General features: G+C 64.1%; 17 protein-coding genes and 1 tRNA gene. 16 read left to right on the top strand and 2 right to left on the bottom strand.

Annotated elements, in window-relative coordinates:
- Positions 1–223 precede the first annotated feature (223 nt).
- The 7 genes from Q0G75_RS03680 to Q0G75_RS03710 all read left to right on the top strand — a co-directional run bounded on the left by Q0G75_RS03680 (position 224) and on the right by Q0G75_RS03710 (position 7,268).
- A complete protein-coding gene (locus Q0G75_RS03680) occupies positions 224–514 on the top strand; it encodes a FeoA family protein (RefSeq protein ID WP_294416579.1) in 291 nt (96 codons plus the stop codon).
- A 127-nt stretch (positions 515–641) separates the two neighbouring features.
- Positions 642–878 carry a FeoA family protein gene (locus tag Q0G75_RS03685; protein ID WP_294416576.1) on the top strand — a complete coding sequence of 79 codons (237 nt, stop codon included), beginning with the start codon at positions 642–644 and terminating at the stop codon, positions 876–878.
- Positions 879–1,068: 190 nt separating this feature from the next.
- Complete coding sequence (locus tag Q0G75_RS03690) at positions 1,069–3,663, top strand: FeoB small GTPase domain-containing protein (protein ID WP_294416574.1); 2,595 nt, start codon at positions 1,069–1,071, stop codon at positions 3,661–3,663.
- A gap of 186 nt (positions 3,664–3,849) precedes the next feature.
- Positions 3,850–4,068 carry a hypothetical protein gene (locus Q0G75_RS03695; protein ID WP_294416572.1) on the top strand — a complete coding sequence of 73 codons (219 nt, stop codon included), beginning with the start codon at positions 3,850–3,852 and terminating at the stop codon, positions 4,066–4,068.
- Positions 4,069–4,725: 657 nt separating this feature from the next.
- Positions 4,726–5,106, top strand: a complete 381-nt coding sequence (locus tag Q0G75_RS03700; RefSeq protein ID WP_294360486.1) for a metal-dependent transcriptional regulator — start codon at positions 4,726–4,728, stop codon at positions 5,104–5,106.
- Between the two features lie 185 nt (positions 5,107–5,291).
- Entirely contained in the window at positions 5,292–6,278 is a 987-nt protein-coding gene (locus Q0G75_RS03705) for a septum formation initiator family protein (RefSeq protein WP_294416570.1), read from the top strand.
- Positions 6,279–6,296: 18 nt separating this feature from the next.
- Positions 6,297–7,268 carry a Ppx/GppA phosphatase family protein gene (locus tag Q0G75_RS03710; RefSeq protein ID WP_294416567.1) on the top strand — a complete coding sequence of 324 codons (972 nt, stop codon included), beginning with the start codon at positions 6,297–6,299 and terminating at the stop codon, positions 7,266–7,268.
- Between the two features lie 128 nt (positions 7,269–7,396).
- Here Q0G75_RS03710 and Q0G75_RS03715 read toward each other — a convergent pair.
- Positions 7,397–7,481, bottom strand: a tRNA-Leu gene (locus Q0G75_RS03715).
- Positions 7,482–7,651: 170 nt separating this feature from the next.
- Between Q0G75_RS03715 and Q0G75_RS03720 the strand changes: the two genes are divergently transcribed.
- From Q0G75_RS03720 to leuD, 5 genes are all read left to right on the top strand, one after another.
- Positions 7,652–8,707 carry a polyprenyl synthetase family protein gene (locus tag Q0G75_RS03720; RefSeq protein ID WP_294416565.1) on the top strand — a complete coding sequence of 352 codons (1,056 nt, stop codon included), beginning with the start codon at positions 7,652–7,654 and terminating at the stop codon, positions 8,705–8,707.
- A gap of 9 nt (positions 8,708–8,716) precedes the next feature.
- Complete coding sequence (locus tag Q0G75_RS03725) at positions 8,717–9,616, top strand: peptidoglycan-binding protein (protein ID WP_294416564.1); 900 nt, start codon at positions 8,717–8,719, stop codon at positions 9,614–9,616.
- A 163-nt stretch (positions 9,617–9,779) separates the two neighbouring features.
- Positions 9,780–10,286 (top strand): hypothetical protein, encoded by a 507-nt coding sequence (locus tag Q0G75_RS03730; RefSeq protein ID WP_294416563.1) that lies wholly within the window; start codon positions 9,780–9,782, stop codon positions 10,284–10,286.
- Positions 10,287–10,533: 247 nt separating this feature from the next.
- The gene (leuC, locus tag Q0G75_RS03735; protein ID WP_288578646.1) at positions 10,534–11,805 is read left to right on the top strand and encodes a 3-isopropylmalate dehydratase large subunit; all 1,272 of its coding nucleotides are present in this window, start codon (positions 10,534–10,536) and stop codon (positions 11,803–11,805) included.
- A gap of 22 nt (positions 11,806–11,827) precedes the next feature.
- Positions 11,828–12,325: a 3-isopropylmalate dehydratase small subunit gene (leuD, locus tag Q0G75_RS03740; protein ID WP_294416561.1), complete on the top strand. Its 498-nt coding sequence runs from the start codon at positions 11,828–11,830 to the stop codon at positions 12,323–12,325.
- A 369-nt stretch (positions 12,326–12,694) separates the two neighbouring features.
- Here the strand turns inward: leuD and Q0G75_RS03745 are convergent, their stop codons facing one another.
- On the bottom strand, positions 12,695–14,032 hold the full coding sequence (locus tag Q0G75_RS03745) for a hypothetical protein (RefSeq protein WP_294416560.1): 1,338 nt from the start codon (positions 14,030–14,032) through the stop codon (positions 12,695–12,697).
- A gap of 275 nt (positions 14,033–14,307) precedes the next feature.
- On the opposite strand from Q0G75_RS03745, the gene leuB reads away from it, so the two are divergent.
- The 4 genes from leuB to hisS all read left to right on the top strand — a co-directional run bounded on the left by leuB (position 14,308) and on the right by hisS (position 20,572).
- Positions 14,308–15,417, top strand: coding sequence for a 3-isopropylmalate dehydrogenase (gene leuB / locus Q0G75_RS03750; protein ID WP_294416558.1), 1,110 nt, complete (start codon positions 14,308–14,310; stop codon positions 15,415–15,417).
- 125 nt (positions 15,418–15,542) lie between these two features.
- Positions 15,543–15,908, top strand: coding sequence for a histidine triad nucleotide-binding protein (locus Q0G75_RS03755; RefSeq protein ID WP_042434802.1), 366 nt, complete (start codon positions 15,543–15,545; stop codon positions 15,906–15,908).
- A 285-nt stretch (positions 15,909–16,193) separates the two neighbouring features.
- Positions 16,194–18,992 carry a hypothetical protein gene (locus Q0G75_RS03760; protein ID WP_294416557.1) on the top strand — a complete coding sequence of 933 codons (2,799 nt, stop codon included), beginning with the start codon at positions 16,194–16,196 and terminating at the stop codon, positions 18,990–18,992.
- Positions 18,993–19,204: 212 nt separating this feature from the next.
- Positions 19,205–20,572, top strand: a complete 1,368-nt coding sequence (gene hisS / locus Q0G75_RS03765; protein ID WP_294416555.1) for a histidine--tRNA ligase — start codon at positions 19,205–19,207, stop codon at positions 20,570–20,572.
- Positions 20,573–20,823: the final 251 nt, after the last annotated feature.

Genomic DNA, 20,823 nt, shown 5'->3' on the forward strand with positions numbered 1-20,823 from the left:
ACGATTGCGGGCAAGGAGGGCGGAAAGCGGGATACGGCGCTGGGCGTACTCCGCGCCTGCGCGTTCGGCGTCTTCGGCGGCGTACGGCCCATTGCGAAGTAAATGTGGTGAAACTTTGAAAAATTACCCGCAGCGTACAAAAAGTTGCCCAGGGCTTCCATTAAAAGTCAATTTGATATAACATCCTTCTGTTGTATGCGTCTAACAATGAAGGGAGAACATCATGGAGACTGCAATGGCAAGCGCTGCGGCGAAGGCTGCGCGAGCTTCTAGCGTGTCCGTCCAGCAGATGCCGCTTTCCTTTCTGAAAGAAGGCGAGTCCGCGCATGTCGTCAAAGTGCGCGGGAAGGGCGACCTGCAGCATCATCTGGAAAACCTCGGCTTCGTGGAAGGAGCGGAGGTCAAGGTGGTCTCGGGCGTGGCGGGAGACTTGATCGTCTCCGTCAAAGGCGCGCAGGTGGCCATCGGCCGCCAGGCGGCGTCCCATATCATCACCTCTGCGGCAACGGCATAGCCGTTCTGCCGTCGCAATGGGCGAATCCGGCCGCAGCGAGGCAACGCTGCGGCCGTTCGTGCGGCTGCGCTGCAGCCGCCAGTATAAAGGCATGGAGAGAAGCACAAGAAAGCGAGGACAGGGCTAGATGGCCGAGATTCAGGGCAAAACGCTGCGTGATGTGCAGATCGGCGAATCTGCTACGGTGCGCCGCCTTAGCGGAGAGGGCGCGCTCAAGCGCCATATCATGGACATGGGCATCACGAAAGGCGTTGAGGTGTACGTGCGCAAGGTAGCGCCGCTTGGAGATCCGATCGAGGTGACGGTTCGCGGTTACGAGTTGTCGCTGCGCAAAAGCGAGGCGGAGTGCATCCTCATCGACTAGCGCGTACGTCGGCGTAGCAGCCGGCGCATCGACTGTCGATGGGCAATGGCGCAAGTGCGCCGTTTTTTACCGGAACGAGTTACCGTAACCTAACTCAAAATAGGCTTCTGACCTGGCATGATGAGACATTGATAGACGTCGAATCCCGCACAGCATAAGAAGCCGGATCGATTCGCAAGAAAGGTAGATCATGGGAATCTGCATTGCCCTTGCCGGCAACCCGAACTGCGGCAAGACGACGATGTTCAACGACCTGACGGGCGCCAACCAATACGTTGGCAACTGGCCGGGCGTCACCGTCGAGAAGAAGGAAGGCAAGTACACGCGCGACAAGGACGTGACCATCACGGACTTGCCGGGCATCTACTCGCTGTCCCCGTATTCGCCCGAGGAGATCGTGGCGCGCGATTACCTGCTCGAAGGCGGCCCTGACGCCGTCATCAACCTGGTGGACGCCACCAACCTTGAGCGTAACCTGTATCTGACCAGCCAGATCTTGAACCTTGGCGTTCCTGTTGTGATCGCCCTGAACATGATGGACCTGGTGGAGAAGAACGGCGACAAGATCGACGTCGACGGCCTGTCCCGCGAACTCGGGTGCCCCATCATCCCCACCTCGGCGCTGAAGGGCCGCGGCATGGAGGATGTGGTCAAGGCCGCCATCGATGCCGCTCGAAGCAACAAGGTCCCTGCGTCGCAGATGAGGTTCGACGCCGCCGTTGAGGAGGCGCTCGTCAAGATCGAGGGCGTGCTCGGCGATAAGGTCGCTTCCAACGCTGCGCGCTGGTACGCCATCAAGCTGTTCGAGGCCGAGGACAAGACCATCGCCGACCTCAAGCTTTCCCAGGCCGACTTGGACGCCATCGCCGCTATCCGCACCTCCATCGAGGACAAGCTCGATGACGATGCCGAGTCCATCATCACCGCCGAGCGCTATGACGCCATCAGCCATGTTGTGGACAAGACCGTCAAGCGCACGCGCACGGGCCTGACCACCTCGCAGAAGATCGACCGCGTGGTCACCAACCGCTGGCTGGGCCTGCCCATCTTCGTCGTCATCATGTTCTTCGTGTACTGGCTGGCGGTCTCCGTTGGCGGCGGCGTGGTGACCGACTGGGCCAACGACGGCATCTCCGGCGATGGCTGGCTCTACACCGGCAACGCCGCGTTCGACGAGGCCACCGAGGAATACGAGGATGCTCATTCCCAGGTCGTGGCCTATGTTGAGAACATCCTGGGCGAGGATGAGGAATCCGAGCTGCCCTCCGACGAATCGCAGGAAGTGCTCGACGCCTTGGCCGCCGAGGAGCCCGAAGCTCCTGAAGACGACGCCGATGAGGACGCCGTAGCCGAATACGAGGACGCCTTGGCCGAATACGAGGAGGCGCAGGCCATCGTCGCCGACTTCGACGAGCAGGCGCAGGCTTCCCATGCCGTGGCCTCTATGGAGGTAGAGGACGAGGACGGCAACGTGGAGGAGCAGACCATCACGTTCGCCGATTACCAGAAGGCCCTTGAGGTCGAGGAGCCCGATCCGGCCGACGGCACGTGGGGCCTGTGGATCCCGGGTCTTGGCGCCATCATCGCCGATGCCATGGAAGCGGCCGACGTCGCGCCGTGGCTGCAGTCCCTCGTCAACGACGGCATCGTCTCCGGCGTCGGCGCCGTCATCGGCTTCATCCCGCAGATGATCATCCTGTTCCTGCTGCTGGGCATCCTGGAGCTGTGCGGCTACATGTCCCGCGTCGCGTTCATCATGGACCGTATCTTCCGCAAGTTCGGCCTGTCCGGTAAATCGTTCATCCCCATGCTCATCGCCTCCGGTTGCGGTGTGCCCGCCGTCATGTCCACCAAGACCATCGAGAACGAGATGGATCGTCGCATGACCATCATGACCACCACGATGATTCCGTGCGGTGCCAAGATGCCCATCATCGCGCTCGTGTTCGGCGCGCTGGCATCCGGCGACTCGTCGGCAACGTGGTACGTGGCCCCCATGTTCTACTTCCTGGGCGTCATCGCCATCATCCTCTCCGGCATCATGCTGAAGAAGACCAAGCTGTTCGCCGGCGACGCCACTCCGTTCGTCATGGAGCTGCCCGAATACCATATGCCCACGGTGAAGTCCATCCTGCTGTCCATGTGGGAGCGCGTGAAGGGCTACATCATCAAGGCTGGTACCATCATCTTCCTGTCCACCATCGTCATCTGGTTCCTCATGAACTTCGGCGATGCGGGCGAGGGCTTCGGCCTGCTCGACTCCGATGCCCCCGACTACATGGAGTACAGCCTCATGGCCGGCTTGGGCAACCTGCTTGCCTGGATCTTCGCGCCGCTGGGCTTCGATAACTGGCAGGCTACGGCGACCGCCGTCACCGGCTTGGTGGCCAAGGAGAACGTCGTTGCCACCGTGGGCATCATCACGCAGCTGGCCGATTACGGCGAGGCTGACCCGCAGCTGTGGTTCGGCTTCCTGCAGATGCTCGGCGGTTCTACCGCTGCCGTCGTCGCCTTCTGTGCGTTCAACCTGCTGTGCGCTCCGTGCTTCGCTGCCATGGGCACCATCCGCCAGCAGCAGAACTCCCCGAAGTGGTTCTGGATCACCATCGGCTACCTGTGCGGTTTCGCCTGGTGCGTGGGCACCATGCTCTACCAGTTCGTCGGCCTTGCGACCGGCGAGGTCGAGTTCAACGTGTTCACCGTGGTGGCCATCGTCATCGCAGCCGCCATGCTGTTCCAGATCTTCCGCCCCATGCCCAAGCGTGAGGAGAAGCAGGAGAAGTAGCGCTGCGCCCATCTTGCAAGACCGGTATCGGGCCAGAAAACCATCGATGACGGTTTTGCGAAGACGTGAGCTGCTTTAAGCGGGACGCCGCCTTCGGGTGGCGTCCCGCTGTCGTTCGTAGTATTATCCAAAGGAAACATTTTCGCGCGCCGGCATCGGTGCGCAGCGTTGGGAAGGAGTCAGACCGTGATCTTGGGTTTGGAATTCAACCTGTCGACCGTGGCGGTCCTGCTGATCGTGGTCGCATGGGCGGTATGGGCGGTGCGCCGTCTGTGGAGCCGAGGCATGTGCGACTGCCATGCCGACAGCCCGCGCGGTTGCTCGGGCGGCTGCGGCGGGTGCACGGGGTGCAGCGCCGCGGCGCGCATGGCCGCCGACATGGGCAAGGCCGTGTCCGGCAGATAGGCGAACCGCGGGCATGTCCGCGGTATAGAAGATGCGACCAAGGGGAGGGGCCGGCTTGATGCCGGCCCCTTTGCGTATTCGACGGTCTTGCGGTCGGGGAGAGCCGGGCATGTGGCGCAGCCGTTCCGCGATATGAAGGCGAAGCGTGCGACGCAGCCGTTCCGCGATATCCGGGCGGCAGGGGAGGTTCGCTTGGGAAGCGTTCGGATGGGCTTGGGAATCAACCGGCAACGGGAAGCCCGTCCGCGCCCGCGTCGAACGCAAACGAAGCGCTCGAGCGAGCTCGCGAATCAAGCGCGCAAGATGAGAAGATTGCTTAGGAAAACTTTCTCCAAAAAGTTATTGACGGTTTACTAAAGTTACCCTATACTGACAAATGTCGATGGCAAGCGTTTCCCCCTTCGCGAAAGCCATCAGACGCCTCTCTTTCTTTTGCTGACCCGGCGGCAGGGCTCTTCTCGTCTGGCCCCGCCGTATCAGCAGGCCGACGAGGGTTCCATACCCCCCCCTCTCCACCCTCGTCGGCCACTTTCTCCTCTTCGGGTTTCCCCGCGAATTCACCAGCCGTTTGAACAGCCGGAATGCGCAGCTGTGCGCTTTTCGGTGTTATGCTGTCGCCCTGTGGTACTATGGGGGCAACTATGAAAGGAGGGCCCAATGGAGAAGATGTCCAAATCGCACGAGGATTACCTTGAGGCCATCGTAATGCTCGGGGGCACCACGGAGGTGTCCGTCCGATCTGTCGACATCGCCAACAAAATGGGCGTTTCCAAGGCTTCCGTGAACAAGGCGGTCACCGCGCTGAAGGAGAAGGCCCTTGCCGAGCAGCCGTATTACGGCGATGTCACCCTCACCGAGGCTGGTTTCGCCTATGGCACGGCCATCTACGAGCGTCATTGCATGCTCTCGAAGTTCTTGCACAAGGAGCTGGGCATTCCCGCCGACGTTGCCGAAAACGAAGCCTGCCTTATGGAACACGCCATCAGCGACGACTCGTTCGAGAAATGGAGAGCTTATATTAAAAAGCTCGACCTCTAAAGGCGCGAAGACGCCCATCGTTGAAGCTAAACCGCATGCCAGCCGCCCGTTTCCTCTTCGGAGACGGGCGGTTTTCCGTCTTGGGCGTCGGCGGCGCGGCGGCGCTCGATGTGCTATCCTACCGAATGCTTCTTGCACCAAATCACACACTCAATCGAACCACATGCGCTAAGGGGCGGTCATCCATGTCACGGCAAGCTCATATCCTCTCGTTCGACGACGTCAAGCGAGGCGGTTCCCGTTACCCGGAACATCAGCATCGCGATCGGGCGGAGCGCCCGCAGGCGGGTCGCGCCCGCGCGGGCCAGCGTCCCTCGCAGGCCCCGCGTCGTCAAAGCTCGCCTTTGCTGTCCTATCTTTCCGAGGACGCGTTCGCGCAGCCTTATTCCGACGAGGAGGCCTTGCGGCATCCCGCACAGCAGCGCCGCGGCGCATCCCGCGCCGCCCGTAAGCGCGGCGAAGCCGTCGCCGAGCCGCGTCGTTCCTCTCGCGTTTCCTCGCAAGAGCGTGATGAGCGCGCCGAAGAGGCGCAGGAGGGTCGGATCACGGCAGCCGATCGCCGCCGTGCCAAGGCGAAGGCCCGTGCCAAGGCCAAGGCCGGCCGCGCGTTCGAGAAGCAGTTCGGCGGGCAGGCGCCCGAGAGCGACGATTCCCCGCGCGCAGCCGTGTACAAAGGGCAGATGGGGTCAAGCCAACGCCGCGCCCAGCGTATGCAGGCCGATGAGTCCACGCCTTCTCGCAACCGCCGTCATGCGCGTTTCTCCAAAGATGCCCTTATGGGCGCCATGGGGTCTCGTAACTTCATGATCGGCGCCGCCGTGGCGGCATGCCTGGTCATGTCCACGGTGTTCCTGTATCCCACCGCGCAGCGCTACTATTGCAGCGTGCGCGACCACGACAAGCTGGTCATCGAATACGATGCGCTCGTCGATCGCAACCAAGCGCTGCAATCCGACGTCGATTCCCTGCAAACCGATGCGGGCGTCGAGCAGCGCGCCCACGAGCAGCTCGGTTGGGTGAAGAAGGGCGAGGAATCCGCCAACGTGCGCGGTTTGAACCTGGAGGAAACGCAGCAGGGCTCCAATATCACGCCCAACATCTCCTCCGATAGCGTGCAGGCGCCCGATACGTGGTACTCGCCGCTGCTCGATCTGGTGTTCGGCTACAAATAAACAGGCAAGGGGGCTGCCATGACCGAAAGCTGTGCGCAAGGCTTTGCTGCAGGGCGCTATGCCGCCATCGACATCGGAACGGTCACGTGCCGTATGCTCGTGGCCGACGTCGATGCCGCGGGCGCCATCCAAGAGGTGGATCGCGAATACGCCATCACCAACCTTGGCGAAGGGGTCGACGCCACCGGCATGCTCGCGCCCGCCGCAATCGAGCACACCGCCGAAACGGTAGGAGGCTATTGCGCCGTGCGCGACCGTCTTGCCGAGCAGGGCGCCCCTATCGCCAAGACCATCGCGGTCGCAACCTCGGCATCGCGCGATGCGGGAAACTCCGATGAGTTCGTGCGGCGTCTGGCGGACTTGGGAATCGTCCTTTCGGTCATCCCCGGCTGGAAGGAAGCGGGGCTGTCGTTCTCGGGCGCATCGTGCGATTTCCCTGGTCAGGACCTTATGGTGGTGGATATCGGCGGCGGCTCCACCGAGATGGTGGTGGGCCGTGCGGGCCAAGCACCGGCGTGGGCGCATTCGTTCGATATCGGATGTCGTCGCGTCACCGAGAAGTTCATACGCACCGATCCTCCCGCACCCGCCGAGCTTGAAGCAGCGCGCGAATGGGTAGCGCAGCAGCTTGCCGAGCATCTCGGGGAAGCCGGGAAGGCCGGCGTGGCGCCTGAGCGCCTGGTGGCGGTCGCGGGTACGGCCACCACGGTGGTCGCGGTGCGCGACCAGATGCGGGTCTACGATTCGACGAAGGTGCATAAGGCGCACGTGACGCGCCAGCAGCTCGATCGGCAGTACTCGGAGCTTGCGGCCATGCCCCTGGAGCGGCGCAGCCAGGTCGTGGGTTTGGATCCCGGCCGGGCCCCGGTCATCGTGGCGGGACTGGTCATCATGCAGGCGGTCATGGATGCCGTCGGCGTGGACGGGTTCACCGTCAGCGAGACGGACATCCTGCACGGCATCATTTTGGACGCGGCCAAGCTAGGCTAGGTCGTCTTTCAAGCGGCAGCGTAACCTGGCGTTTCGCAAGCGCCCGCGGCGTAGTGCAACGGATTTGCGCGAACATGTGAAAAACGGCCCGGATCGGTGAACCGATCCGGGCCGTTGCCATGTCTGCGTGGTAGGAGCGGTGGGATTCGAACCCACAAGCCTTGCGGCGGCGGATTTTAAGTCCGCTGCGTATGCCGATTCCGCCACGCTCCCGCGTTAGCGCGCCCACCATCATAACAGAAAAAGCCGCGAGGGCGTCTTGACGGCGGTCAATTTGAAGTTCCTTGGCTGATTGCGCCGCTTGTCCGGAGGGGCGCGTGAGCGCAAGACGCTTGTGGTACCATGACATGAAGCATGCAAGCGATTCGAATCAAGAAAGCGCTATGAAGAACATCAACGAGATCATCGCAGACGTAGCCGAACCCCCGAAAACCTTCGAAGGCTATCTGATGGCCTATGCCGATCAGGTAGGGGATCTGGTGAACACCTATCTTCCCACGGGAACGCATCCCGACATGGATCGTTATCTGTACACGCCCCTGAAGCGGTACAGCGAAAACGGCGGCAAGCGCCATCGCCCGCTCATCTGCTTCGCCGCATGCCTGGCCGTGGGCGGCGACATGCGCCTGGCCACCAGCGCGGCGGCCGCTATCGAGCACTTCCATACCGCGGCCCTCATTCACGACGACATCGCCGACGAGGCGGAGCTTCGCCGCGGCGAGCCGTGCATGCACTGCACGGAGGGCATCGGCCTTGCCATCAACGCGGGCGACCTTGCCTTGTCCCTGGTGAACGGCACGGTCGTGGAAGACCCCGACCTTGACGATCATACGAAGGTCCGCGTTATCTCCGAGCTCATCGAAATGACGCGCCGTACCATTGAAGGCCAGGCCCTTGACATCGGATGGGCGCGCGACGGCCGCTACGACATCACCCCCGAGGACTATCTTGTCATGGCCACGCATAAAACCGCCCATTACTCCGGTGCGGTGCCGCTGGCCGTGGGCGCCATCATCGGCGGCGGCACGGCAGAAGAGGTGGAGGCCCTGCGCAGCTACGGCCTTGATACGGGCTTGGCGTTCCAGATCCAGGACGACCTGCTCAACCTCATCGGCAGCGAGGAGTCCACGAAGAAGGATTTCCGCAGCGACATCACCGAGGGCAAGCGCACGCTGGTGGTGGTGCACGCCCTGGCCAACGCCGCCCCTGAGGCGCGCGAGCGCCTTATCCAGATCTTGTCAGCCAAGGAGAAGGACCCGGCGGTGCTCGCCGAGGCGGTCGACATCATGCAGGCAACGGGCAGCGTCGAGTATGCGCGCAGCTATGCTGAGAACCTGACCAACGCCGCGAAGGGCCGCTTGGTGGAAAAGGTGGGGCCGTCCCTGTCGCGCGACATGCTGATCTCCATGGCCGATTGGTTTGTGAACCGACTGAAGTAGGTGGGTGCAATGGAAACCATTAAACTCAACGATTCCGGAGCTGCAGTCGAGGACGTGCAGCATCGTCTCTCCCGCATCGGGCTTCTGGACGAGGCTTGCGTCGACGGCCTGTTCGGGCCTGAAACGGCGAAGGCCGTTGCCGCTTTCCGCTCCCAGGCGCAGCTCGAGTGCGGCGAAGAGGTGGACGAGAAAACGTGGGCTGCCCTGGTGGACGCATCGTTTTGCCTGGGCGACCGCACGCTGTACCTGCGCATGCCCCATTTCCACGGTCATGACGTGCAGCAGCTGCAGAAGGCGCTCTCCGCGCTCGGCTTCGCCTGCGGCGACATCGACGGCATCTTCGGCGCGTTCACCGAGCTTGCCCTGCGCAAGTTCCAGACGAACCTGGGCCTGCCCACCGACGGCATCGCCGGTGCGTACACGTATGCCGCCATCCGCAACCTGCATCATTCCTGGGAGGGCAAGGAGGCCGTGCGCGGCTCCTCTCACCTGGGCTTCGCGCGTGCGGCCGGCGTGCTCGAGCGCAACGCGCTGTGCCTGTTCGGCACGCAGGAGTTCACGCGCAGCGTGGCTTCGCGTATGAGCAACCTGGCGCTTGCCACCAACCCTGCATCGAAGATCGTCAGCGCCGATAACCTGCTGGTGGCGCCCGACGAGCAGATGCTGCTCGTGCACATCGTGCTGCCCGAGGAGCAGACGGGCAACGCTCCTCGCGTGGGGTTCGCCCCCGAGGAAACGCTGTCCATGCGCCTGGAGTCGGCGCTCGAGGCGGCCATGCAGGCCGATCCGGCGCGCATCGCCGTCGAGCTTCCCGGCAGCATGTGGGAGGACGCCGGCGTGGGCCGTTCGGCTCAGCATTTCGCCATCACGCTGCTCGACGCGCTGTGCACGGCGCTCGCGAAGCGGTAGGGGCGTATAGCGAAAAGAAGCAAAGGTAACGGGCGGTCCACGGGGCCGCCCGTTTTGCATCGGGATGGCAACGGTTTGCCTAAAGCGGTTGGGCGTTGCGTATACTGGGGATATCGAAGCGGGGTCCGAACGCGGCCCCTGCAATCAAGAGAAAGGTCCGATCATGACCGAGCATAACGATAACCCCATTCCGCAGACCGAGCAGCCGGCTTCCCCGCAGACGCCCGCCCAGCCTGTTCCTCAGCAGCAGCCTCAAGCTCAGCCCGGCGACCAGCCGCAAAGCGGCCCCGGCGCTTCCCAGGTGCCTCCGACCCAGCCCCAGCCCGGGCAGCCGTATGCGCAGGCACAGCAGCATCAGCCCTACGAACAGCCCATGTATGCGCAGCCGGTGTATCCCCCGGCGCCGCTCATGAAGCTGTCGGGCGGCATGAAGTTCGCCTGGTTCGTCATCGGCGCGTTGGTGGGCATCCCGGGCATCCTGCTTGCCTGGGTGTGCAATGCAGATAAGTACCCCCAGGTGAAAAATGATGCGGTGAAGTTCTCCGCCATCGGTTTCGCCGTATGGATGCTCGCCGGCATCATCTTCACCGTCATGATAGGCGGCATGCTCGCTGCGTTCGTGGCCGCTGTCGATCCCAGCTACTACGGCGCTTACGCCGGAACCTGGTAGTGCTGGGTTTTGCAACGACGGCCATCCGCGACGCACGGTATCTCGGACGGCCGTGTTCGGGCCCTTGCCGGGTCTAGCTTCAGCAGCCGGACACGCCCTTCGCGTTAGCAAACGTAAACAATATGTTACGAAGAAGAGCCCCATCGGGGCTCTTCCATATTTTCGGGAATCGCCGGTGGTACAATCAGCCAGTTTTTCAAAACGCCCGGTATGCGGGCAAACGAGGCTGCAAATCGAAGGAGCGAACATGGCACGTCCCATGACTATGGCCGAGAAGATCTTGGCCGCCCATGCGGGGCTTGACGAGGTCGAGCCGGGGCAGTTGATCGAGTGCAATCTCGACCTGGTGCTTTCCAACGACATCACGTCGCCTATCGCCATCAAGAATTTCAAGCAGATCGGCGTGGAGAAGGTGTTCGACCCCACCAAGATCGCCCTGGTTCCCGACCATTACGTTCCGAACAAGGACATCAAAAGCGCCGAGCAGGCCAAGCAGGTGCGCGATTTCGCCCGTGAACAGGGCATCACGCATTACTACGAGGTCGGCTGCATGGGCGTCGAGCACGCGCTGCTGCCCGAGCAGGGCGTCGTGGGCGCGGGCGATCTGATCATCGGCGCCGATTCCCATACCTGTACCTATGGCGCCCTCGGCGCGTTCTCCACCGGCGTGGGCTCCACCGACGCCGCCGTGGGCTATGCCACGGGCAAGGCGTGGTTCAAGGTGCCCGAAAGCCTGCTGTTCAAGATCGACGGCCAGCTTGCCCCCGGCGTCACCGGCAAGGACGTCATCCTGTACATCATCGGCATGATCGGCGTTGACGGCGCGCTGTACAAGGCCATGGAGTTCACGGGCAGCGCCATCCGCAGCATGTCCATGGACCAGCGCCTTTCCATCTCCAACATGGCCATCGAGGCCGGCGGCAAGGCGGGCCTTATCGAGGTCGACGACATCACGCGCGCCTACATGGACGGCCGCACCGAGCGCCCCTATACCGAATATCATTCCGACCCCGACGCCGTGTACGCCCACGTGTACGAGATCGACGCCGCCGACATCCCAGCTACCGTTGCATGGCCGCACCTGCCGTCCAACACGCGCCCGGCGGCGGAATCCCGCGACGTGAAGATCGACCAGGCCGTCATCGGCAGCTGCACCAACGGCCGTTTGGAGGATATGCGTCAGGCCGCCGATGTGCTGCGCGGCCGCAAGGTGCACCCCGACGTGCGCTGCATCGTCATCCCGGCAACGCAGGCCGTGTACAAGCAGTGCATCGCCGAGGGCTTGATGGACGTGTTCCTCGATGCCAATTGCGCCGTTTCCACGCCCACGTGCGGCCCGTGCTTGGGCGGCTACATGGGCATCTTGGCCGCCGGCGAGCGCTGCGTGTCCACCTCGAACCGCAACTTCGTCGGCCGCATGGGCGACCCCACGTCCGAGGTCTACCTGGCAAGCCCGGCGGTTGCCGCGGCCAGCGCCGTGCTCGGCCACATCGGCCTGCCCGAGGATATTGCGGAATAACGGATAAGGGAAGGAACCGATCATGCATTTCAAGGGTACCGCGCATCGTTACGGCCGCGACATCGACACCGACGTCATCATCCCGGCCCGTTACCTCAACTCCTCCGACCCCGAGTGGCTGGCAGCGCACTGCCTGGAGGATCTGGACAAGGACTTCGTGAAGAAGGTGCAGAAAGGCGACATCATCGTGGCCGACGAGAACTTCGGCTGCGGATCTTCGCGCGAACATGCGCCCATCGCCATCAAGGCCGCAGGCGTGGGCGTGGTCATCGCCAAGTCCTTCGCGCGCATCTTCTACCGCAACTCCATCAACACCGGTCTGGCCATCATGGAATGCCCCGAGGCCGTCGACGCCATCAAGCAGGGCGATGTCGTGGACGTCGATGCCGATGCGGGCGTCATCACCAACACCACCACCGGTGAAACGTTCAAGGCCCAGCCGTTCCCGCCGTTCATCCGCGAGATCATCGAGGAAGGCGGCCTGATCAACCGCACCCGCAAGGTGCTCGGCATCGAATAGCCTTTAGCGGCGCCGACTCGTGAACAGGGGACGGAGGTGTGTTCACGGTTGGCTTTCACGATGCAGAAGGAAGCTCGTGAACACACCTCCGTCCCCTGTGCACTGTCCCCCCCCTCCGAGGGGGGAGTGGGGTACCAACCGCAAACTGAGAAGAGGGCGGCTTGCGCATGGCAAGCCGCCCTCTTGCTTTCAGGGCAGGCAATGCTCCCTGGACGCGTCCGCGTTCTCTGTTTGCACACGTGAACGCGCTTCTACCCCGGTTCGCACCTGCTTTTGGCTGCGAATGCGCCTGCGCCCCCAGTTCACCAACCGTGAACACACCTCCGTCCCCTGTTCATTTGCGGTTCAGGGATGTGCGGCGGGACGCGTCTACTCCCCGAACAGCCTGCTGAGCAGGCCTTTGCGGCGCGGTTTCTCTTCCCGGTACGTGCCTTCGCCGGCCGTTGCCGTTTGGACGGCGCCCCCGTTGCCGCCGATGCGGATGATCTTGTACAAAAACGGCGATTTCGCGTACTTCACCTCGATGGGCGTTGCATGCACGGTGCTCTCGGCGGACAGATAAAGGCCGGGGTTGAGCGGCGCCTGCACGTGGATTTCCTTTTTCTCGCTGAACACCACGGCTGCGGCGCGGCCCGTCTGCCCGTTCACGGCTATGCGTACCTGCTCGCCATCGCGCCCGTCCGAGGTGGGACGATCGACGTAATAGACGGGCACGAGCATCAACCCCGATGCGTGTTTGCGCACGCTGCGGGCCCATTGACGCATGCTCTTCTTGCCGTAGCCGAACGCCTTCTCGGCATCGTTTCCCGCCAGCGAATACGTTAGCTTGTCGATGACGGCGCTCTTCTTCAGCAGGCCTTCGACGGCTATGACGCGGAAATCGCCTTCCTGCATGGCGGGGTCGAACGGGGCCACCGTCGAGAAATCCCACGGTTCGAGCAGGCCCATGAGCGGTATGTCGACGAAATAGGTCTTCGGCCATGCCCAATCGAGCACCTCGAAGTACACCTGCGATTCCTTCCCCGGCATCTTGCCGGGGAAGGACGCCATCATACGCAGGTCGGCAAGCTCCACGGGCACGTACGTGAGCGCCATCTGCTCTCCGATGGCCTTATCCACGTCGTGCCCGGCGAAGGCCTCGGGGTGCTGGTGTGCAAGCGCAAGGGCGTTCGCGCGCGCCTGCTGGGCGGAGATGCGGCAGGGAAGGGCCTGCTCAGGGATGTATTCCGCTCCCGTTCCCATGGAAAGCCGCTTGCTGAACGTGCCGGGTTTGAGCAGGTCGGCGACGCCGATCTTGTTGCCGCACGAGGGGCACTCGAACACGCTTTGGGTGGATTTGCCCTCGAAGGCCGCCCCGCAAAACGGGCAGGGGACGCTCATGTGCTCGGCGTTTTGGAACTCGTCGGCGGTTGCGGGGTCTTCCCATAGCAGTCGCTCGAGCAGCGACATGTTGCGCCAGTAGGGCTTGTAGTAGTACCAATCGGAATCCTGCGCGGGCTCAAGCTGCGAGACGTGCGTCAGCTTCAGCAGGCCGTCGACCACCTGAAGCGGCGTATGGCGAATGCCCATGGCGGGTGCCGGCTCCGGTCCGCCCTCGGCCCAGGGCGTGCTCGCCCCGCAATAGGCGCAATCGAAGCTGCGGTTTTGCTGGTGGGAGTACATGGGGCCGCCGCAGTTGCGGCATTTGATGGCGAAGAACCCTTCCATATAAGGCCTCCTTGGGCGTAGGGGCTGTTGCTTGCGAGTATGCCTGAGCCGCCGTGCCCGCGGCAAGCCCCGCGCGGCCCAAAAAGCAGCACCTCCGGCAATGGAGCGGCCCATTTCGCGAAAACGCCCGGATGACGGCGCCGCCGCTTCGTCGCCAAAGCGCGCATCGTCCTGCGTGGACATATCCATATTTCCCACGGGAATAGGCTGTTTGGAAGCCCTAGTGCGTTACTATGTGAACGTAACCGAATCACCTTTTGAAAGAGGCTCGCATCATGACGAAGCAATACGACATCTGCCTGTTGCCGGGCGATGGCATCGGCCCTGAGATCATCGCGGAGGGCGTGAAGGTCCTCAACGCCGTCGGCGCGAAGTACGGCACGCGCTTCGATTGCAAGGAATCGCTTATCGGCGGCGCTGCCATCGACGCGGAGGGCGATCCGCTGCCGGCAGCCACGCTCGAGGCCGCGAAGGCGGCCGACGCCGTGCTGCTCGCCGCGGTGGGCGGGCCGAAGTGGGATACCACCGACCCGGGCGCGCCGCGTCCCGAGGCGGGCCTTTTGGGCATCCGCAAGGGCCTGGGCCTGTATACCAACCTGCGCCCTGTGCAGATCTTCGATGCGCTTGCGGGCGCTTCCACGCTCAAGCCCGAGGTCATCGAGGGCGTCGACCTCATGATCGTGCGCGAGCTCACCGGCGGTCTGTACTTCGGCAAGCGCGAGCGCTTTTACGACGAGGAAGGCGCCGGCACCGATGGCGCCAAGGGCCAGCGCGCTTACGACACGCTCGAGTACCGCGAGTACGAGGTGGAGCGCATCGCCCGCCAGGCGTTCGAGGCTGCTCGCAAGCGCCGTGGCAAGGTGACCAGCGTCGATAAGGCCAACGTGCTCGAGACCAGCCGCATGTGGCGTGAGATCGTGCACCGCATCGGCGAGCAGGAGTACCCCGACGTGCAGATCGAGGACCTGCTGGTGGACAACACCGCCATGCAGCTGATCAACCGTCCTGCCGACTTCGACGTAGTGGTCACCGAGAACATGTTCGGCGACATCCTCTCCGACGAGGCCGCGCAGATCACGGGCTCCCTTGGCATGCTGGCATCCGCAAGCCTTGGCGACTCCACGGCGCTGTACGAGCCCAGCCACGGCAGCGCTCCGGATATCGCCGGCAAGGGCATTGCAAACCCGCTGGCGCAGATCCTGTCCGTCGAGATGATGCTTCGCTACAGCTTCGGCATGAACGAGGCTGCTGACGATATCCGCCGCGCGGTCACCGAGGTGCTCGACGAGGGTTGGCGCACGGGCGACCTGAAGGACGCCGCGACGCCCGCCGACAAGGTGGTCGGCTGCGCCGGCATGGGCGATCTGGTGGTTTCGCATCTGTAAGCACCGACCGGCGGGGAAGTTCCCGCTGCGACAGGTTCACGGGGTTGCGGTGCGGCCCCGTGCGGTAAACTGTTCGTGCGGATCGGCGCCGCGCCGCCGCACCCCTTCGACGAAAGGAACCTCAAATGGCCGATGACTGCCTGTTCTGCAAACTCATCTCCGGGGAGATCCCCACGAACAAGGTGTACGAGGACGATATCTGCTTCGCGTTCGACGACATCGAGCCCGAGGCTCCCGTGCATACCCTGCTTGTCCCGAAGAAGCACTACGACGACCTGTGCGACGGCATCCCGGCCGAGGTGCTCGGCCATATGCTGTCCGTGGTGCCGAAGGTCGCCGAGCTCAAGGGCGTGCGCGAGTCCGGCTTTCGCACGGTCATGAACACCGGCCCCGACTCCGCCGCAACGGTCAAGCACTTCCACATCCATATCCTGGGCGGCGTGAAGATGGGTCGCTTCACGTTCGAGAACTCCCAGCGCGTGGAGGGCTAGCGCCCGAAATCGCAGCGCAATAGGCTTCGATCGCAGAACGCCGCTTGCCGAAAAGGCAGGCGGCGTTTTCGTTTCGCTACGGACGCTTTGGGTGCGGACACTTCGGGAGCTTGGCCTTAAGCGTGTTCGCAACAGACTCTTCGGGGACGTAGCGTTAAGTGTCCGGTTCGGAAGCCCCTTTCGCTGCAACGCATCCATCGACGATGAAAGCCGTCGACCAGCGGGTCGGCGGCTTCTCGCATACTCTGGTAAGCTATTCGCCGGCATTTGAAAGGATGGTTCAGCGTGCAAAAGGTTGCGGGAAAAGAAGGCTTGTGGCGGCTTGAGCCGCACGAGAAGCTGTTGGGCGTGCGTTGCAAGGTTTTGCGCAACGCCGTGCCCGCGCTCGCCGACGGCACGGTTTTTTCCGGGGCGTTCGGTGTGGTGGGCGGTCGCGTGATGCGGCCGAAGCCGAAAAGCGGCGGCATGTACCTGGTGCATCTGGAAGGCGATTCCCCCAGCGACCAGGCTATGCGCATCGTGGCGTATCTGGACAGGTACGGGCGCGTGTTCGCCTGCGATGAGCCGCAGGTCGCCCCGCCGGCCCGCACGCCCGACATGGAGATCGCGCGATTCAACGATGTTGCCCAGGACGCGGTGAAAACCGCCGGGTACGTGTACGTGCGCGATGGCGAAGGCGATGCGGCGCGCTGCGTGGCGGCGTACAAGGGAACGGCCGATCTATACAAGGTATCCGACACGTGGTATCGCTTCGACGAGCGCAAGGCTATGACCTACAAGGAGTTCATGGCCCGTGCGTATTTCGCGTTGTGCTTCCGGCCGGCCATGGGCGCGCCGGCCGTTCCCAGCCGCGGCGTTATGGGCGTCTTCGACGCTTTGGGGCCCGAAAAACCGTTCGAGGCGCTGCGCGAGCTTGCGGGCCAGGTTCAGCGTGCGCTGTCAGACCCTCAGCTCGAGGCCCCCGGTGCCGTCAGGCTTCTGCTGGAGAACCTCGAGCAGGCGGGCCTGTTCGCCATCCATGAGCGCGGCGTTTCCGACGAAGCGGTGCGCCTGGTGCGCTCCACGAAGTACGCGCACTTGGCCTATCTGGTTCGCAACCAGGAGGATGCCGACATCTCCGATCGGGAGCTGTGGGGAATAGAGGCGGCGCTCAACCGCTTCATCCTTCTGTGCGAGCGCATGGGCGATCGCGCCGATGCCGCGGGGCTTGACGAGTGCCGCCAGGCCGATGCGCAGCTGTTCGTCGCGGTGGGCGAGCAGGACCTGGCAGGCGGCATGCCCGTTGGCGCCCCGTCCGGGCTCGAGGGCGGCGAATGGGGGATGCGCTGCCGTTTGGCGCTGGCTATCGAGCAGCTGCGCCTTCCCGTGCGCGTGGATGTGGAGCTGGCGGGCGATATCGGCGCCGGTCAGGCGGCTTTTTGCCTGACCATGCCGCCGGAGGGCATGGTGCCGGGTTCTGCGGACGGCGAAGAGGGGGCTGCGCTTCCCTACGTCATGTGCGTGGGCTTGCTGCTCGCCGACCACGCTTTCGCCGCCGAGCCGGGCATTGCCCAGGTGAAGCTGATGGCGTTCCCGCTGCCCGACCCGCAGGCGCCGCAGGATGCGCCTGCCGCAGGATCGCAGCAGCCCGTGCCCGCGGTGCTGGGCGCGCCCGCCGCGTCGGAGCAGTTGCGCGATTCTCGGGAAACGGCGCTGTTCGAGGTCGATGTGGACCGTGCGCTGTACGCTGAGCGCGGCGGTTTCAAGCAAGCTATCGCGGGTGATCCCCGTGAGCTGCTCGATGTCGCGGGAGCGCGTTATGACGTTGCCGACGCCCAGGTGCCGCGCCAGCGCGTGATGCACCCCGTGTTCGAGTCGTGGAGCGCTGATGACCAGGCAGGTGAGCTTCCGACGTGGGCGCAAGGGCCCTTGGGCGCAAAGTGCGAGCGCGATCTCGATATCGAATACGACACGGCGTATCGCCGCATGGCCGAGGGCCTGGCGGATTCGCTTGTGGAAGCGCAGAGCGCCACCGAGGCCATCGCCGCCGTGCGCCGCGTGCAGTCCGCCGCGCTCGAAGCGAAGGACGAGCGCGCCGTCTCGGCCTGCACGCGCCTGATGGCCGCGCTTGCCGAGGGCTCCATCGACGCCGCCGATCAGAACGCGGTGGTGGGGCGCTTTTTGGGCGAGGACCGCTGCCTGGTGGCGCTCGGCCGCGCGCATTCGCTTGCCGAGACCGATCCCGCAGCTGCCGTGGAAGCGCTCATCGGCGCCATCGCCGAGGCTCAGCTGCTCGACGGCTTCGCCGACGGCTCCCAAGAGGTGTACCGTGCGTTCGACAGCTACAGCGCCAGGGTGCTGTACAACGTTTCTCGTGCAACGCAGCCGGTACCGATTGATGGCAATCCCGTCGACCCTGGTCAGGGGTCTGCAGCCGATCCGGCATCCGAAAGCGTCGCGGTCCCCGATGCCGTGGCCGACACCGGCAAGCGCGTGCGTGTGGTGCCCGACTCGTTCTACCTGTGCCACCTGGAGGTCACGCACTTGCTGGAGCGCTCGTTCGAGCGCGCCGACGAGGCGCTGCGCTACGGCCGCGCCGCCGTGGCCATGGGCCCGTCGTGCGCCATGGGCTATCGGGTGCTCGGGCGCGCCTATATGCTCCAAGGCGATATGGGCCGCGCCTTCGACGTGCTGCGCGTGGGCCTTCGCGTCTCCCTGCAGCCTACCGACATCGCGCTCATGTACTACCAGCTGGGATACGTGATGTGGAAGCGCGGCAGCGCCGACGCGGGCGTGGCATGCTATCTGAAAGCGGTCGAGGCATCGCCGTCCATCGCCATGCAGGCCACGGCCGAGCTGCGCGAGCTGGTGGCCGAGACCGGCGCATCCATCCCGCCGGCAGGCGGCGTGGAGGCGGCCCTTGCCGCCGAGGGCATCCCTTGCGCGCCCGCGTCCGAGACGCTCGACGTCATCGATGCGGCCCTGTCCGCCGCCTGCGATGCCGGCCTTGCCAACGTGGCCCGCAGCCTGCTCGCCACGCGCCTGCGCCATCGTCCCGACGACGCGCTCATGGGCGTGCTGCGCAGCTTCGGCGAGCCTGCGTAACGTCGCTCGCCGCCGCTTGCGCGCAACCGCCGTGTTTGCCGGCCGCTGTCTGCGGGCAATTGCCGCGCCCGCCGGCCGTTTCGCCGCGCTGATTGCGTGGGGCCGCGGCAGGCGGGCCGCCGTATGGCGGCGTCTGCGCTACAATGCAAGGGTTAACCGTTTTCAACCGTCCGTACCATCGGAACGTAAGCTATTGGAAGTAAGGAACCGTCATGGCAATCAACTCCCCGGAGGGAACGCGCGATCTTCTGCCCGATGAGGCGAAGTTCTGGGCGCATTTCCGCGACACCGCGTTCGGCATCTTCGCCCGTTACGGCTATCAGCCCATCGAAACGCCGCTGTTCGAGCAGACCGACCTGTTCGTGCGCGGCATCGGTCAGGCCACCGACGTGGTGTCCAAGGAGATGTTCACCGCCATTTCCGGCGAGAACTTCAAGCGCGTCATCGACGGCGGCACCATCAAGGCGAAAAGCCGTCTGAGCCTGCGCCCTGAGGGCACCGCGGGCGTGGTGCGCGCCGTGGTACAGCACGACCTGGTGCCGCAGGGCGCGGCTCCGGCCAAGCTCATGTATGCCGGCCCGATGTTCCGCGCCGAGCGTCCGCAGAAGGGCCGTCAGCGCATGTTCAACCAGGTGGGCATCGAGTGCCTGGGCGCGGAGGACCCCAGCGTCGACGCCGAGGGCATCATCATGCTCATGCGCTTCTACGCAGCCATCGGCGTCCCCATGGACGCCACGCGCCTGCTGGTGAACTCCATGGGCTGCGAGCAGTGCCGCCCGAAGTACCGCGAGGCCGTGCGCGAGTACATGAACGCCCACGCCGAGCAGATGTGCGAGGAGTGCATGCGCCGCGCCGAGATCAACCCGTTGCGCGCCTTCGACTGCAAGAACCCCGGCTGCGCCGAGGTCATGGAGGGCGCCCCGAAGATCTCGGACTACCTGTGCGATGACTGTCGCGTACACTACCAGGCCGTGAAAACCTACCTGGACGGCGCGGGCATCTCCTATATCGAGGACCCCACGCTGGTACGCGGTCTCGATTACTACACGCGCACCGTGTTCGAGGTGCAGGTCGATCAGGGCATGGGCAGCCAAAACGCCATCGGCGGCGGCGGTCGCTACGACAAGCTGGCCGAGGAAGTGGGCGGTCGCCCCACGCCGGGCTTCGGCTTCGCGCTGGGCTACGAGCGCTGCGCGCTGGCCATCCAGGCGGCGGGCCAGGCGTTCCCGAGCGCCCAGCATTGCGACATCTTCGTGGCTTGCGTGGATGATTCCGTGCGCGCCGAGGCGTTCAGCTTGGTGCAGGCATGCCGCGATGCAGGCGTGGCCGCCGAGATGGATCACCAGCACCGCAGCCTGAAAAGCCAGTTCAAGCTGGCCGACAAGGTGGGCTCGCGCATGGTCGCCGTGCTCGGCCCCGACGAGCTGGCCGCAGGTCAGGTGAAGGTGCGCAATATGGCGACTCATCACGAGCGCCTGGTGAAGCTCGATCAGGCCAAAGCACTGCTGGCCCAGTTCGGCGGCGAGCCTTTCGGCGGAGCGCATGCCAGCATCGAGGACGTGTTCGCCGGCGAGGAATAACCCGCAATCGCCGCGCAGCCACGTGAACAGGGCATGAACAGGGGACGGAGGTGTGTTCACCCGATCATCTCCTGGTCATTCCGAAGGCGTTTCCGGTGAACACACCTCCGTCCCCTGTTCACCCCGCGGCGCTGCAACCATGGCATTTTCAAAGGAGCTGGAAGCCAGTATGGTTTCCGGCTCCTTTCGTGATGTACAATGGCTAGGTTTGAGCAACAACCCGGGCCCGCGCTTGCGGCCGGGCGCCCATA

Origin of the sequence: uncultured Senegalimassilia sp. (assembly GCF_934636665.1) — a bacterium.
In the GTDB taxonomy this organism is placed as follows: domain Bacteria; phylum Actinomycetota; class Coriobacteriia; order Coriobacteriales; family Eggerthellaceae; genus Senegalimassilia.